Source organism: Pseudoalteromonas sp. CO342X (assembly GCF_004208915.1).
GTDB classification, from domain to species: domain Bacteria; phylum Pseudomonadota; class Gammaproteobacteria; order Enterobacterales; family Alteromonadaceae; genus Pseudoalteromonas; species Pseudoalteromonas maricaloris.
On record NZ_SGPH01000010.1, the window covers coordinates 99,178 to 114,109 of the forward strand.

The 14,932-nt window shown below is 43.6% G+C and carries 12 protein-coding genes; 6 read left to right on the forward strand and 6 right to left on the reverse strand.

The genetic code is table 11. The features are described from left to right. Nucleotides 1–11: 11 nt before the first annotated feature. The gene (locus EXT47_RS02445; RefSeq protein ID WP_039493919.1) at nt 12–977 is read right to left on the reverse strand and encodes a YihY/virulence factor BrkB family protein; all 966 of its coding nucleotides are present in this window, start codon (nt 975–977) and stop codon (nt 12–14) included. Between the two features lie 134 nt (nt 978–1,111). On the opposite strand from EXT47_RS02445, the gene EXT47_RS02450 reads away from it, so the two are divergent. Next, nucleotides 1,112–2,227, forward strand: a complete 1,116-nt coding sequence (locus EXT47_RS02450; RefSeq protein ID WP_130125818.1) for a mechanosensitive ion channel family protein — start codon at nt 1,112–1,114, stop codon at nt 2,225–2,227. A 78-nt stretch (nt 2,228–2,305) separates the two neighbouring features. Here EXT47_RS02450 and EXT47_RS02455 read toward each other — a convergent pair whose 3' ends face one another. Further along, on the reverse strand, nt 2,306–2,737 hold the full coding sequence (locus tag EXT47_RS02455; protein WP_039493915.1) for an Lrp/AsnC family transcriptional regulator: 432 nt from the start codon (nt 2,735–2,737) through the stop codon (nt 2,306–2,308). Nucleotides 2,738–2,901: 164 nt separating this feature from the next. Between EXT47_RS02455 and ctlX the strand changes: the two genes are divergently transcribed. Together ctlX and EXT47_RS02465 are read left to right on the forward strand one after the other, a co-directional pair. Continuing rightward, nucleotides 2,902–3,813, forward strand: a complete 912-nt coding sequence (gene ctlX, locus EXT47_RS02460; protein ID WP_130125819.1) for a citrulline utilization hydrolase CtlX — start codon at nt 2,902–2,904, stop codon at nt 3,811–3,813. Nucleotides 3,814–3,895: 82 nt separating this feature from the next. Continuing rightward, nucleotides 3,896–5,326 carry a sodium:alanine symporter family protein gene (locus tag EXT47_RS02465; RefSeq protein ID WP_039493912.1) on the forward strand — a complete coding sequence of 477 codons (1,431 nt, stop codon included), beginning with the start codon at nt 3,896–3,898 and terminating at the stop codon, nt 5,324–5,326. Nucleotides 5,327–5,448: 122 nt separating this feature from the next. Here EXT47_RS02465 and EXT47_RS02470 read toward each other — a convergent pair whose 3' ends face one another. Then, nucleotides 5,449–6,060 carry a TIGR04211 family SH3 domain-containing protein gene (locus tag EXT47_RS02470; protein WP_223193672.1) on the reverse strand — a complete coding sequence of 204 codons (612 nt, stop codon included), beginning with the start codon at nt 6,058–6,060 and terminating at the stop codon, nt 5,449–5,451. Between the two features lie 298 nt (nt 6,061–6,358). Here EXT47_RS02470 and EXT47_RS02475 point away from each other — a divergent pair, with 298 nt between their 5' ends. Beyond that, nucleotides 6,359–7,879, forward strand: a complete 1,521-nt coding sequence (locus EXT47_RS02475) for a CYTH domain-containing protein (protein WP_010605999.1) — start codon at nt 6,359–6,361, stop codon at nt 7,877–7,879. 110 nt (nt 7,880–7,989) lie between these two features. Further along, a complete protein-coding gene (locus tag EXT47_RS02480; RefSeq protein ID WP_039493910.1) occupies nt 7,990–8,835 on the forward strand; it encodes an HDOD domain-containing protein in 846 nt (281 codons plus the stop codon). 61 nt (nt 8,836–8,896) lie between these two features. Here EXT47_RS02480 and metK read toward each other — a convergent pair whose 3' ends face one another. After that, nucleotides 8,897–10,048, reverse strand: coding sequence for a methionine adenosyltransferase (metK, locus tag EXT47_RS02485; protein WP_039493909.1), 1,152 nt, complete (start codon nt 10,046–10,048; stop codon nt 8,897–8,899). A 260-nt stretch (nt 10,049–10,308) separates the two neighbouring features. Here metK and tkt point away from each other — a divergent pair, with 260 nt between their 5' ends. Further along, nucleotides 10,309–12,303: a transketolase gene (gene tkt / locus EXT47_RS02490; protein WP_039493906.1), complete on the forward strand. Its 1,995-nt coding sequence runs from the start codon at nt 10,309–10,311 to the stop codon at nt 12,301–12,303. Between the two features lie 115 nt (nt 12,304–12,418). On the opposite strand, the gene EXT47_RS02495 is transcribed toward tkt, so the two are convergent. Further along, nucleotides 12,419–14,434, reverse strand: coding sequence for a methyl-accepting chemotaxis protein (locus EXT47_RS02495; RefSeq protein ID WP_039493904.1), 2,016 nt, complete (start codon nt 14,432–14,434; stop codon nt 12,419–12,421). A gap of 110 nt (nt 14,435–14,544) precedes the next feature. Continuing rightward, nucleotides 14,545–14,760 carry a hypothetical protein gene (locus EXT47_RS24035; protein ID WP_039493901.1) on the reverse strand — a complete coding sequence of 72 codons (216 nt, stop codon included), beginning with the start codon at nt 14,758–14,760 and terminating at the stop codon, nt 14,545–14,547. Between the last annotated feature and the right edge of the window lie 172 nt (nt 14,761–14,932).

A 14,932-nucleotide genomic window follows, 5' to 3' on the forward strand; every position in this document is an offset into this window, starting at 1 on the left:
TCCACGTATCGTTATTGCTTTTCTTGACGTTGTCTTGTCGTTAAATTATCAGCCACAAATGCGCCTCGTTGTCCTCTCTCTTTCTCAGGACCTACGGTACTATCTTTTAAAGTTTGTAGCTCAGTACTGGCATTTAGTGCGGCACCAAAAATAATGATGTATGCGCTTAAGTATAACCACATCATCATAATGACAACGCCACCTAATGAGCCATAAGTTTCATTGTAAGAAGCGAACTGCGCGACATAATATGAAAATCCCAATGACGCCAAGATCCATAAACCGGTTGCGGTAAAGGATCCGAGTGTTATCCAGCGCCATTTTGCGGCTCTGCGATGTGGTGCATAACGATAAACAAACGCCAAAGAAAAGTGAAATAGTGCTGCTAAAATAGACCAAGTGATTAGTTGGATAATCGAATCGAGTGCTGTGGTAAATCCTACGAGGTTAAGCACAATCGGTAAAATTCCGATAATAGACAACGCCACAATCGCGACGAAAATCGCCCCCACAGAAAACAAAAAGCGCACCACTAGCGCTTGCAAAAACTGTCTTTTATTGTGCTCATGATACGTAATGTTACATGCTGTAATAAGTGCTTGGCAGCCTTTACTGCTACTCCAGATTGTTAAAAAGAGGGTAAAAATCGCACCTAGACTTAGGCTTGTCTGCGATTTTTGAGTGAGCGCTTTGAGTTGTTGCAGCATAATTTCTTGGCTGGATGGTGGTAAGAGCTCAATTAGCGGCAGTAGCTGATCAACCATTTCAGTAGGAGAAGAAAAATAGGCGTAGATAGAAACGACGGCAGCTAATGCGGGAAATATTGCTAGCAGAGCATAAAATGCCACTCCAGCGGCAACCAGGGATAAATTATCTTGGGATAAGCTGTGGTATAGCCGTTTACTAACATCCCACCAACCGAGTGCTGGAATATCGCTTGGCCTGTCTGCATTAAAGCCATGTTTATGAGCTGCCATTGGTCTTTCCTAAATCAATTCTGGGCCTGTTGATCTAAAGTGATATACAGCAAAAGGTCTGCCAATCTCGTTTGGCGTTATATTTGCTACTAGTTAACTCGTGACCTTGTCAATAAAAACCCAAAGAGTGCAATATGGAAATCAATAATCTTATTAAAAATCAAATGACTAATATGATTCAGACGGCAGCTTCTCGCGAAGCGACTGAAGCCGTGAGCACATCAGATACACTAAGTTTAAGCGCACAGGTTGTGCACTTTTTACAAACCGCATGGCAATTATTACCTGCTCTGGCGTTGGGGATTATGGTTATTGTGCTTTGTTATTATTTAGCACGGCCAATCTCTTATCTTTTGATTAAACCTATAGGTTATGTCAGTAAAAGTCGATTATTGCATCTAGTCACTCGCCGTTTTATCAGTGTGTTAGTCATATTTTTTGGCATTTATATCTTTTTGCGCTTGGCAGGGTTAAGTGAGTTTGCCGTCGCAGTAATGAGTGGCACTGGACTTGTCGGTCTTATTCTTGGGTTTGCGTTTCGTGATATCGCCGAGAACTTTATTTCGAGTATGTTACTTAGTGTCCAACGCCCGTTTAGAATTGATGACGTTATTGAAGTCGATAACCGTTTGGGGATCGTTAAAAAGGTCACCGCCCGCGCAACGACCTTAGTTGATTATGATGGCAATCACATTCAAATACCCAATGCTACCGTCTACAAGAATGTAATTAAAAACTTTACTGCCAATCCCAAAACGCGTGGACACTTTAAAATTGGTATTGGCTATGACAACGATATTCGCCTAACGCAGCAAATTGCAATTGACTTACTTAAAGAACAAAGCGCGGTTTTAAACGACCCGCCACCTCAGGTTCTACTTGAAGCATTAGGCTCTGCGACTATCAATCTTACCATTTATTTTTGGGTCAATAGCGAACAACATAGCCCGATAAAAGTGGCGTCTCAGCTCATGCGAGAAACCGTTAATTGCTTTACTGAACACGGTATTAGTATGCCTGACGATGCCAGAGAGCGGATAATTATAGCTGCAAATAGTGAAACTCAAGAAACAATCGAAGAAGCGACTAGTAATTTGAGTAGTAGCAGTGGAGCATTCGTGAAACAAAAAAACAAAACCACAGCAAGTGCAGTAGATGCGGATATTGACGATGTGAGTAGCGATGCGGATGAGATCAGAGAGCAAGCAGAGCGCGCTCGAAGTCCAGAGGAAGGGGACAATATTATTTAGCAGTAAGTTAGGGCCTGTTGAGCTTTAGTTTATTTTGGACAGTCGATTCACTTATCCTAATCTAAGCGCTATCGAGCTTTACGTACTCGATAGCAAAATACTGGTTTCACTATTTAAAATGCCATCAATCTCTCGAACTTGCCTCAGTACACCATCGAATTCACTGAGGTTAGCGGCTTGTACTTCAGCGATTAAATCCCATGCCCCGTTCGTGGTATGAATTTTACTTAGTTCGGGGATCCCTCGCAGTGCATTAATCACTTGCGTAGTGGACTTACCAATCACTTCTATCATCATGATAGCGCGCACAAGCTCGGACTCGATATGTTCATGAACCCGCACAGTAAAGCCTTGAATTGCACCACTGGAAATAAGTCTATCTAAGCGGTTTTGTACGGTACCGCGAGACACATCGAGCGTCGTGGCTAAGGTTGAAATGGCTGCTCGGCCATCTTTGCGCAATTCAGCAATCAAGGCTTTATCAAGCGCATCATATAGATAAGGAGTCATAGTACAGCTTTGTGGTTTTTTTGTTGTATTAGTCTATTTGTATAATTTAACTTAGCAAAGTGATAGAAAATTGCACGAATTGTATAAGATTTTGGCATTTAAATTGTCTTATGGTGTGGTTACACTGATATTGAGTATGACAACGCCCAAATGATGAGTGCAGTATGACAACGATATTCCAAGCACCAAGAGCTGTGGTGATGATCCGCCCACACCATTTCACTTCGAATCCGCAAACCATGCAAGATAACGCGTTTCAGCAAGCTTGCAGTGAAAACAATCCTAACAACAGAGCCTATGTTGAGGTCAGCAACGCCGTGCAAGCGTTAGAGTTGGCGGGCGTGAAAGTGCACTTATTTGAAGATACCTCCACAGACACGCCAGACTCGGTCTTTCCAAATAACTGGTTCTCGACGCATAGCGATGGTCAGTTAACGATTTATCCTATGTACGCCTTGAATCGACGATTGGAGATCCGTCGCGATATTATCGATTTTCTGAGTGCTCACTATAAAGTGACAAACATCAATGATTATAGTCATCTAACCGCAGAAGAAATATTCCTTGAAGGCACCGGCTCTATGGTTATCGATCATCAAGAAAAAGTGGCCTATGCGGTAGAATCCAAGCGCACTAACGCCGTGTTAGTTAATCAAGTTTGCGAGCAGTTGGGACTACAGGCGGAGATATTTAATGCCTATGATAAGAATGAAGTGCCTGTTTATCACACCAATGTCTTAATGTGTGTCGCCACTGATTTCGCCATGATATGCCTAGATATGGTGCCAGAATATCAGCGGGCACAGCTTATTAATCGTTTTACGCAAAGCGGCCATACCTTGATTGCGCTATCTTATCAGCAGATCCAACACTTTTGCGGCAACGCGATTGAGCTACAAGGCAGTATGGGACGCATACTTGCGCTTTCCACAACGGCTTATCAGGCGTTGTTGCCTGAGCAAATTGCTGTCATTGAAAAGTCAGCTAAGCTAGTTGCTATCGATATACCGACAATTGAAGCCGCAGGTGGCTCGGTGCGTTGTATGATTGCTGGAGTCCATTTAAATAACCGTTAAATAATACTAGGGCCTGTTTATCCTTCAAGAAGGTCAACAGGCCCTAGATAAACGGCAAATAATAATAAAACAGGAACCGCCTATGTTTGAAAGTGCAGTTAAGAGTATCAATGGGCTCTTATGGGGAGAAGGTCAGATACTTATTTATATCCTGCTATTTGCAGGGTTTTGGTTCACTATTCTTTTGCGAGGGATACAAGTTGTAAAGTTTCGCCACATGTTTAGTCTGTTACGAGGTAGCAGTCAGGGTGATGACAATACAATCAGTTCATTTCAAGCGTTATGCACGGGGTTATCAGCTCGAGTTGGAACCGGTAACCTAGCAGGTGTTGCGGTTGCAATTTCTCTTGGTGGCAGTGGTGCGATATTTTGGATGTGGATGATAGCCATTTTGGGGATGGCAACAGGCTTTGCCGAAAGTGTGCTTGGGCAGGTCTATAAAGTGCGAGATAGCCAAGGTGAGTTTAGAGGTGGCCCTGCTTATTATATTCACATGGGATTGGGAAGTCGGGCGTTTGCAGTATGCTTCGCCTTTTGCTTGTTTTTGGGATATGGATTTACCTTTAGCGCGATGCAAACTAATACCATCACCGATGCGCTCAATAATGCGTTTGATATTCCAACCTTATATTCAGGTATTGTGATCACAGTCCTTGCAGGCTCTATTATTCTTGGTGGCTTCAAAGCGATTGCGCGATTTGCTGAAAAGGTAGTGCCAGTAATGGGATTAGCCTTTGTCCTTGCGGCCATTACTATTACCGTGATGAATTACTCGCAAGTCCCTGCCATGATCAAAGATATTTTGCTTTCAGCTTTTGGCTTGCAAGAAGCGGGCGCTGGCGCACTTGGCGCAGCTATCAAAAATGGTATTCAGCGCGGGCTCTATTCTAACGAGGCCGGAGCGGGTAGTGTGCCGCACGCATCGGCCAGTGCGTCGCCAATTCCTAATCACCCCGTAACCCAAGGTTATATCCAAATGCTAGGCGTATTCTTTGATACCATAGTGTTGTGTAGTTGTACGGCCGTGATCATTTTATTGGCAGATATAGATATTGGCAGAGAGATGGAAGGCATACGGCTAACACAATCTGCGATGACTGCGCATTTAGCAACTGGGGGCGTATACTTTGTCGCGGCGGCGATTACTTTATTTGCTTTCACCTCTGTAGTGGCTAATTACGCCTATGCTGAAAGTAACTTACACTTATTTCATCTGGATAATAAAGTTGGCCGTTCAATTTATACTGCATGCTACTTGTCTATGATGTTGTGGGGCGCTTCGGCAACGCTAAAACAGGTATGGGATCTTGCAGACATCGCATTGGGTTTAATGACGGTGGTGAATGTTATTGCTATCGTGCGTCTTACTCCCACTATCCTGGCGGTTACGGCTGATTATCATCAGCAAAGAGCAAAAGGGAAAGAACCTGTATTCGAGGTCGATAAGGTCAAAGTGCAAGGAGTTACTGAGTCTGGCATTTGGGGTAACATTAATGCGAAGAATTCAGCCTAATACGTTTTAGGTGGAATAAATAGAGGCCGAATTTTTCCGGCCTTTATTTATTTTGACAATAGAGTTTAGATGCACCGTTAGTGACGAAGTTATCTAACCTCAATAGGTATGTATATAACCAATTACCAGCCGTCGTAACGCTTTCTGCGAGATAAAAATAGCGTCAGGATCACACCGATAATAATGCCACTGATCCCGATGATGCCACCGTAAGTGAGCAACTGGTGTTGTTCTTTTTGGACTTTTTGCTGCTGTGCTAAACGCTCATCTTGTAGCTGCTTTTCAAGCCCTGAAATAGTGTCTTGAAGTGAAGCATTTTCAGCTAGTAAATTGGTATTGTTTTGCTGCAGCATGGGAAGTTGCTGCTGAGCATCGTTCAGCGCCTCTTGGGTTTCCACCAAGGTTTGGTTAACCGTTTCTAATTGTTGCTTTAAACCCGGTTCCGTGGTGACAAATTTACTTTCTACCCAACCTTCTCTTGCTTTGTCGTCTTTAATTTGGACAAACTCGTCATTAGCGCCACTCAAAATAGTGATTGGCGTACCAGCATCAACAGAACCTAAAATTCGATAATTTTTACTTGGACCTGTGTGCATGAAAATAAAAAGATTGTCACTAATATAGCCGTTTGGTGTTGCCGCGTTTACTGTGCTATTTTCGTCTGGCTCTTCGGCAAAGCTTACAAAGCTAGTGAAGAGCAGGCTCGCAATGATAAATTGCTTAAAGTTGAACATGCGTGGGCCTTTTATTCTTTGGGTCGTAAAGTTTACAAAATAGTAGGGATTTCGCGGCCTAATAGCAAGGCTTTGTTTATTTTGAATGGCGCGAAATAATTGATTACATAATGAAAATTGCAGCATTTAGCGCAATGATTCAGTGTTATTGATCCGTTGATGTTCAGCGAATTTAGCCTGACTATCTATTGATTTAGCGCATATTTGGTGCACTTCTCATCGGATAAAAAGATTGCAAACTTAGCCTCCTTTGTATATTTTGATCCTCCCTTAGACAAATAGGTAAAACACTGCCCTAATGGACACTGAAATAGAACTGAAATTTTTGGTTTCAGATAATGAAGTTCCGCTGATCCCTGCACTCATCACACAGTTTGCAAAAACGGTCACTAACAAGCCTGCTAAAAACTTAACTAACGCCTACTTTGACACGCCAAATCGTGAATTGCGTGCGCTAGATATCGGCCTAAGAACGCGTTGTTGCAATGATGAATGCGAGCAAACGATTAAGCTTGCGGGAGAAGTTGTCGGAGGGTTACATCAACGACCTGAGTACAATTTACCTATTCAGTCAGGACGTCCTGACTTGTTAGCGTTTGACGCGAATATTTGGCCTCACGGCATGCAACTTGAGTCTATCGCAGAAAACATATTCCCGATCTTCAGTACGAATTTCATTCGTCGTACTTGGTTAATCGAAACGGATTCGGGAACCAAAATCGAAGTCGTGTTGGATAAAGGGGAAATAGCAGCCCAAGGGAAGATGGAGCCAATCAATGAGCTTGAAATAGAGCTGATTGAGGGAAATAAAGAAGATCTTTTCTTATTAGCCGATCACCTAATTAAACAAGCTGGTATGCGCTTGGGACTATACTCAAAGGCCGCCAGAGGATATCGAATTGCCGATGATAAACCTCTAAAACCAAATAAGTTTATAGGATTTGTACCGCTCAAATCTCAGGTAACGCAAGAACAAGCGCTAATTGCGACAGTCAGTTATGGTATTCAGTTCGTCCAAAAACATGAGCAGTGCTATTTTAATAAACCAAGTCTCAAGACATTAAAACGAGTTATTGACGGAGTTTCGCTTATCCGTCACGCGTTTTGGTTGTTCGATGACATCGTTGATAAAAGCTCGACTGAGAGTATTCGCAATGAGTTAAAATGGTTGTTGTCAGAACTTGCTTGGGTCGAAAATGCAATTCATTTGAAAACCTATACCTCAAAGCGCCATGCTTATCATAAGAAACTTAATCAGTTTCCTGAATTGGCGCAGGTCATTACTGATCTGCAAGATGTTCAGCCAACACCGACGGACATTGAAGATTTATTTCATTGCACCCGCTATAACCGTTTGATCCTTTCACTTACTCGCTGGCTTGTTGATAGAGCGTGGCGTAAAAACTGGGATCAAAAAGCACTGAGTGCAGCAGAGCTACCGGTCACAGAAATCGCAAGCCAATTATTTGATAAAGACTGGCAAGAGTTGAAAAACTTGCTTCCACAGGATAAATCGCTTTCTGAAAAAGATTATTTACATGTCAGAATAAAGCTAGAAAATACGCTGCTAAGCGGTAACTGTCTGGGTAAGCTTTACGATAAAGAAGCGCGCAAAGCGTTTAGAACGCCTTGGATTGATATCGTTTATGGTATTTATGAGCTAGAAACACTGGCGTATTTATATCAGCTTTGCCAAAGCCAAAATGCAGACGAGCTGCAAGAAGTGCAGGCATGGCTTAAGCAAAAATCAGACTTTTTAATAAGTGCTATGGAGCAAAGTCGACAATCTTCCATGCATAGCGAACCATATTGGTTCTAACCAGATTAAGCGGGGTTTTATCCCGCTTTTTTGTACCACTTCATTACAATCAATACTGCAAATATCAGGCGATGAACTAAACTTGGGTGTATCAATTCTGAGGTAGCCCAATGATCGATATAGACGATAAAGTGCTGAATGATTTGCGCGGCGGATTTAACTTACCTGCTAAGCCTGAAATATTACAAGCCTTACAAAATGAACTATCACAACCGGAGCCTGAGTTATTTACCGTGGCGGATATTATTGCGGCAGATGTTGGTGCGTCTGCTGCGGTATTAAAGGTAATTAATTCACCGGCTTATGGTCTTGCCCGTACAATCACTGATATAAAACAAGCTGTGATGTTTTTGGGCGTTACCTGTATTACGCAGCTAGTGACTGGGTATTTGCTTAAAAATGCGTTTGAGCAGTCAAAGTGCTGTATTTCACTGCAGCAGTTTTGGGATAATGCTGCGGATATCTCAAAAGCAGCAATGGTGGTTGGACATCATTTAAAAGCATCATTACCCCTAGAGAATTTGCAGCTGCTCGGACTCTTTCACGATGCCGGGATCCCAGCAATGGCCGTAAAATATCCTGACTACGCTGAGGTAATAAAACAGTCTATAGAGCGGCCTGAGCAAACATTGATTTACTACGAGCAGCAAAAGTATCCAGTGCCCCACACTGTGATAGGCTACTTTCTTGCGACGTCTTGGCACTTACCCAAAGAAATATGCCAGATGATTTTGCGCCACCATGACGTTAGCTATCTTGAAGAGCAAAAAAATGCACAACATGTGCAAACCTTTGCGGCACTTAAACTGGCTGAAAACCTCTGTTTCGAAGCAAAACATTTTAGAAGCGCAGCGGATTGGTATCTATTTAAAGACAAGGTGATGATTGAGCTTAATCTTCATGATGATGAGTATCAAAACTTAAAAGATGATGTCGACGAGGTATTTATCGGGTAGGGGTTATCTATGGGCATTAAAAAAGGCGCACTTGGCGCCTTTTTTACTTTTTCAGCAGGGGTTATAGGCCTGCAGCTTCACGTAGTGCGTCAGCTTTATCTGTTGCTTCCCAAGGGAACTCTTCACGACCAAAGTGGCCGTAAGCAGCAGTAGGCTGATAAATTGGACGCTCAAGGTCTAGCATAGTGATTAGACCGTAAGGACGTAAGTCGAAGTGCGCGCGGATAAGTTCGATTAAACGCGACTCATCAAGCTTGGCTGTACCGAAAGTTTCTACACTGATAGAAGTAGGTTCAGCAACACCGATTGCGTAAGACACTTGGATCTCACACTTGTCAGCAAGGCCAGCGGCAACAATGTTCTTTGCAACGTAACGCGCTGCGTAAGCTGCAGAACGGTCAACTTTTGATGGATCTTTACCAGAGAATGCACCACCACCGTGACGAGCCATACCGCCGTATGTATCTACGATGATTTTACGACCAGTTAGACCACAGTCACCCATAGGACCACCGATAACGAAACGGCCAGTTGGGTTGATGAAGAACTTAGTTGCTTCAGTGATAAGCTCTGCAGGTAATGTAGGCTTGATGATAGTTTCCATCACAGCTTCTACAAGGTCAGCTTGTGATACAGAATCACAGTGCTGTGTAGATAATACGACTGCGTCGATACCTACTGCTTTACCGTTTTCGTACGCGAATGTTACCTGAGACTTAGCGTCTGGACGTAACCAAGGTAGCGTGCCGTCTTTACGAACTTGCGCTTGGCGCTGAACTAAACGGTGTGAGTATGTGATAGGCGCAGGCATAAGTACGTCAGTTTCGTTACACGCGTAACCAAACATTAGGCCTTGGTCACCAGCACCTTGCTCTTCTGGACGAGTACGGTCAACACCTTGGTTAATATCAGGTGATTGCTTACCAATGGTGTTAAGGATTGCACATGAATCAGCGTCAAAGCCCATGTCAGAGTGTGTGTAACCAATTTCACGCACGGTCTTACGAGTTAATTCCTCGATATCAACCCAAGCGCTAGTTGTGATTTCACCACCAACCATAACCATACCGGTTTTAACGTAAGTTTCACACGCAACACGTGCTTTTGGATCTTGCTCAAGGATGGCATCTAGAACCGCATCAGAGATCTGATCGGCAATTTTATCTGGATGGCCTTCAGAAACAGATTCAGAAGTAAATAAATGTTTAGCCATTGTATTTATGCTCACAAATATTGCGCTTCACAAACATCAGGGACAGCGCGAAAAATTAAGGGGCGTATTCTAACCAAAAAACCTAGGCATTGACTAGTTATTTTACGCCTAGACGTCCAAAATTGTGCAAACTTTTTTAATGGTCGGAAAAAGTCCGTCTGTACCCGTTTTTTTATGGCCTTTGCCGTTGCAGTTAGCCATATAAATAAGTAAGAATGGGCTCAAACCCCCGCGAAACACATTTAAAGGTAGGAGAATTCATGCCATCTCGCAAAGAACTTGCTAATGCAATTCGCGTTCTTTCCATGGACGCTGTACAAAAGGCCAAGTCTGGCCACCCAGGAGCCCCTATGGGCATGGCGGACATCGCAGAAGTACTTTGGCGCGATTTTTTAAAGCACAACCCAAGTAATCCTGAGTGGTTCGACAGAGATCGCTTCGTATTATCAAACGGTCACGGCTCGATGTTAATTTATTCATTGTTGCATTTGTCGGGTTATGACTTATCAATTGATGACATCAAAAACTTCCGTCAGCTACACTCAAAAACACCAGGTCACCCAGAATATGGTTATGCGCCAGGTATTGAAACGACTACAGGCCCATTAGGTCAGGGTATTACTAATGCGGTAGGTATGGCGATTGCTGAAAAAGCATTGGCTGCACAGTTTAACCGTGAAGATTACGACATCGTTAATCACTATACCTATGCATTTTTAGGTGATGGCTGTTTGATGGAAGGTATCTCACACGAAGCTTGTTCACTTGCGGGTACCCTTGGTCTTGGCAAACTGATTGCATTTTGGGATGACAACGGTATTTCAATCGACGGTGAAGTTGAAGGTTGGTTTAGCGACGATACACCAAAACGCTTTGAGTCTTATGGCTGGCATGTTATTGCCGGTGTTGATGGCCACGATAGCGATGCGATTAAAGCGGCAATCGAAGCGGCGCAAGCAGAGTCTGACAAGCCAACCCTTATTTGTTGTAAAACGGTTATCGGTTATGGTTCACCAAATAAATCTGGTAGCCATGATTGTCACGGTGCACCGCTAGGTGATGATGAAATCAAAGCGGCACGTGAATTCCTTGGTTGGGAGCACGGTGCATTTGAAATACCAGAAGATGTGTACGCGAAATGGGACGCAACAGCACGTGGTCAAAATCAACAAAGTGACTGGTTGATTAAGTTTACTGAATACCAAATGCATTATCCTGAGCTTGCTGCTGAATTTGAGCGTCGCATGAAAGGCGAGCTTCCAGCAGACTGGTCTGAGAAAACAGAAACCTATATCGCAGAGCTTCAAGCGAATCCTGCAAACCCAGCAACTCGTAAAGCATCACAAAATGCATTGAATGCCTATGGCCCAATTCTACCTGAGTTTATGGGTGGCTCTGCTGACCTTGCGGGTTCTAACTTAACACTTTGGGATCAATCTAAAGGCTTAACGGCAGAAGATGCTGCGGGTAACTACATTTTCTACGGTGTGCGTGAATTTGGTATGTCTGCCATCATGAATGGTATTGCACTGCACAGAGGCTTTATCCCTTACGGTGCGACATTCCTGATGTTTATGGAATACGCGCGTAATGCCGTACGTATGGCTGCATTGATGAAGCAAAGAAGTATCTTTGTGTATACTCATGATTCAATCGGTCTTGGTGAAGATGGTCCAACACACCAACCTGTAGAACAAATGGCGAACTTACGCACTACGCCAAACCTTGCGAGCTGGCGTCCATGTGACCAAGTTGAGTCAGCAGTTGCTTGGCAGCAAGCGGTTGAACGCGCTGATGGTCCATCTGCACTTGTATTTACCCGTCAAGGTCTTGCACAGCAGCCACGTACAGCTGAGCAAGTTGCAGCGATTAAGCAAGGTGGTTATGTACTATCTTGTGATGGTGAACCTGAAATCATCCTTATTGCAACCGGTTCTGAAGTGCAACTTGCGGTTGAGTCTGCGGATAAGCTTCGTGCAGAAGGTAAAAAGGTGCGTGTTGTGTCTATGCCTTCAACGGACATTTTTGATGCGCAATCTGCAGCATACAAAGAAAGCGTACTACCAAGCTCAGTAACGCGTCGCGTCGCTATCGAAGCGGGTATTGAGGACTTCTGGTACAAATATGTAGGCCTAAATGGTGCTATCGTTGGTATGACAACGTTTGGTGAGTCAGCACCTGCTGATGAGCTATTCAAGCTATTCGGCTTTACGGTAGAAAATATCGTTGAGAAGGCAAACGCATTGTTTGCATAATCAAAGAAAAGAAACAAAAAACCCATGCCATGCATGGGTTTTTTTATGCTTAGCTGTTTTGCTAAACCACCTAAAGCTTTGAGACTGTTTTCTGCTCAAAGCTCAGGTTAGATAGTTAAACCTTAAACTGTTCTACCGATAAGCGTAACTCTTCGGCGAGTTTAGCAACCTCAGAACTAGAGATCGAGGTTTGGCTTGCGCCTTCAGCTGTTTGCTCTGCGATTGTTACAATCGATTCCAAGCGTTCACTAATTTCCTGTGCTACTTGTTGTTGCTCATTCGCCGCGTTTGCAATCTCTTCACTCACATCATGGGCCTGAGAAACGGCAGCAGTGATGGAGTTTAGTGCTTCATTAGCAAGGTCGCTCTGAGTTACGCACGACTCCGCCTGCTGTTTGCCTTTCGACATCGCGCCTACCGCTTCTTCGGCTCCTGCTTGTAAGGATTCAATCATTGCTTGAATTTCTTGAGTTGACTCTTGAGTCTTACTTGCGAGCGAGCGCACTTCGTCTGCCACTACTGCGAAGCCACGACCCTGTTCACCAGCACGCGCAGCTTCGATTGCAGCGTTTAGTGCAAGGAGGTTAGTTTGCTCGGCAATACCACGGATAACATCCAAAATACTGCCTATCGAAGCGCTGTCTTGGTGTAGTTTGTTAATCACGCGAGAGGCTTCATCCACTTCCCTTGCGAGTTGCTCAATAGTGTGTTTGTTCTCATGTGAAATACCTTTAACACGCTCCGCTTCTTTATCAGCATTTTTAATTTCTTGTAATGCTTGATGCGCGCTGTTGCTAACACCGTGAGAGGTGCTACTCATCTCAGTGGTAGCGGTAGCTGCTTGCTCTACTTGTGCCTGCTGATTCTTAATTGCTTGGCTGGATTCTGTAGTGATAGTCGATGTTTCTTCGGACGCTGCAGCAAGCTGTGTCGAACGAGAAATAATACCAGTGATAAGTTCACGTAAGCTAGAGATTAGGGTGTTACAGCTTCTAGATAATTCACCAAACTCATCTTTTGCCGTGTCATCTAAGCGCTGTGTCATATCGCCACTGGCGACAATGTTTAAAACTCGGTTTACTTCCGATAGTGGTTTTGTGATTCGGCTAACGGTAATGTAAGCCACGCCGACTGCCATTAGCGTTGCTACTATCATCCCAATCCAAGTCCATAGGTTTGCTGTGCCTACATCGGCACGTACGCCTTGTTGTAAGTTAAAGGCGACTTGGCTCGCTTCGGAGAGTAAATCATCTAGCTGAGACAGAGCGGCTTTTGTGGTTTTCTCAGCGTCGGATAATTCCTTACGTGTTTCGGCTAATGCGTTGATCAAGCGTTTTTGATTTTCCGCGATGCTGTTGCTGCCGGTAACTGCACCTTTTAAATTAGTGTAATAGCCTTCGAGATCAGCAAACAAACTGCTATCAAGCGCGCTAACGGGGCCACGCATTAAATCAATATTACGACCTAGCTCTTCAACGAGATAGCTTTGATCTCGACTTACTATTTCCAGTGTATTGATGTCTTCAACCGTAACAATATCATTGGCGCTGGTCACAACAGAAGAAAAGTTATTTTCTAAGTTATTTGCAGCTTGAAAAGCACGTTTGTCAGCATCTTCTAAGCCATCCAAATCAATGATATCAACCGTCACCATAGTCGCATCTTCTGCGGCAACATCGATAGTTGATAACTGCTCTTTTAATTTGTCCCGTAACGAAAGCTCAGTTGTTTTTTCGTTTACCAAGCTGTTCATGGCTTTTACGAACGCATCATAACTTTTGCCAACATCACGACTGCTTGAGGCCAATTTATTATTAGCAGCAACGACCTGCTGCAGCTCTGAATAGGTTTTGTCAAAGATCTTCTGGCGCTCTGCAAATTGCTGTTTTAGCGTCGTCAGCTCAGTCTCTGAACGTGCATAAAAACTTCCCTGAGCCATTTTGCTCATTAAAGTGAACTCTACTTGTAGAGCAGAGCTTTTAGAGAGAGCTGGTAAAGACAGGTTATTAACCTGTTGAGTTGAGTTGTCAATGTTCGCAATTCTAAATAAAGAATTGCCCCCGATAAGAAGAAGCAACAAGGTGATGGTAATAAAACCACCCCAAATACGTTGGCTAACAGTCAAATTCATAGCTGTCCTACAAAATTTACAAAGCAATACGGATACTTATCGGATTTATTGCGGATAAGTTAAGTATTTTATAGCAGATGTGACAAAAAATTTCAGTAAAAAAGGTCGGATTACAAAAAATAGCAGCTCAACGGATAAAAAGTATAAGCTTCACGTTTTCTTCGAGTGTAGCTTAGGGCCTGTTGACCTTTGCTGTTTGACTTTTGTTCTCCTGGGTGTGTTTTGGTCGCGGCGCTCGACTTGCCGCCTAGTAATCTAAGCAAAAGTTGAGCAACAATGAACAAAGCGCACTCAGGTGAACCCAAAGGGCAGCGCTTGATTGGCATTTCTACTGTGTTATCGCCTGACTCACATAGAATAACTATGCTACGCAGGCTCTGCCTTGTATAAATACCAATCAAACTGCTGCAAAAACAAACTTGAAAGATCAACAGGCCCTAGTTTAATAAAAGTTAAAGTAAGTGCTTACCCTAACGTTGATTTAGGGCTGTTATAGAG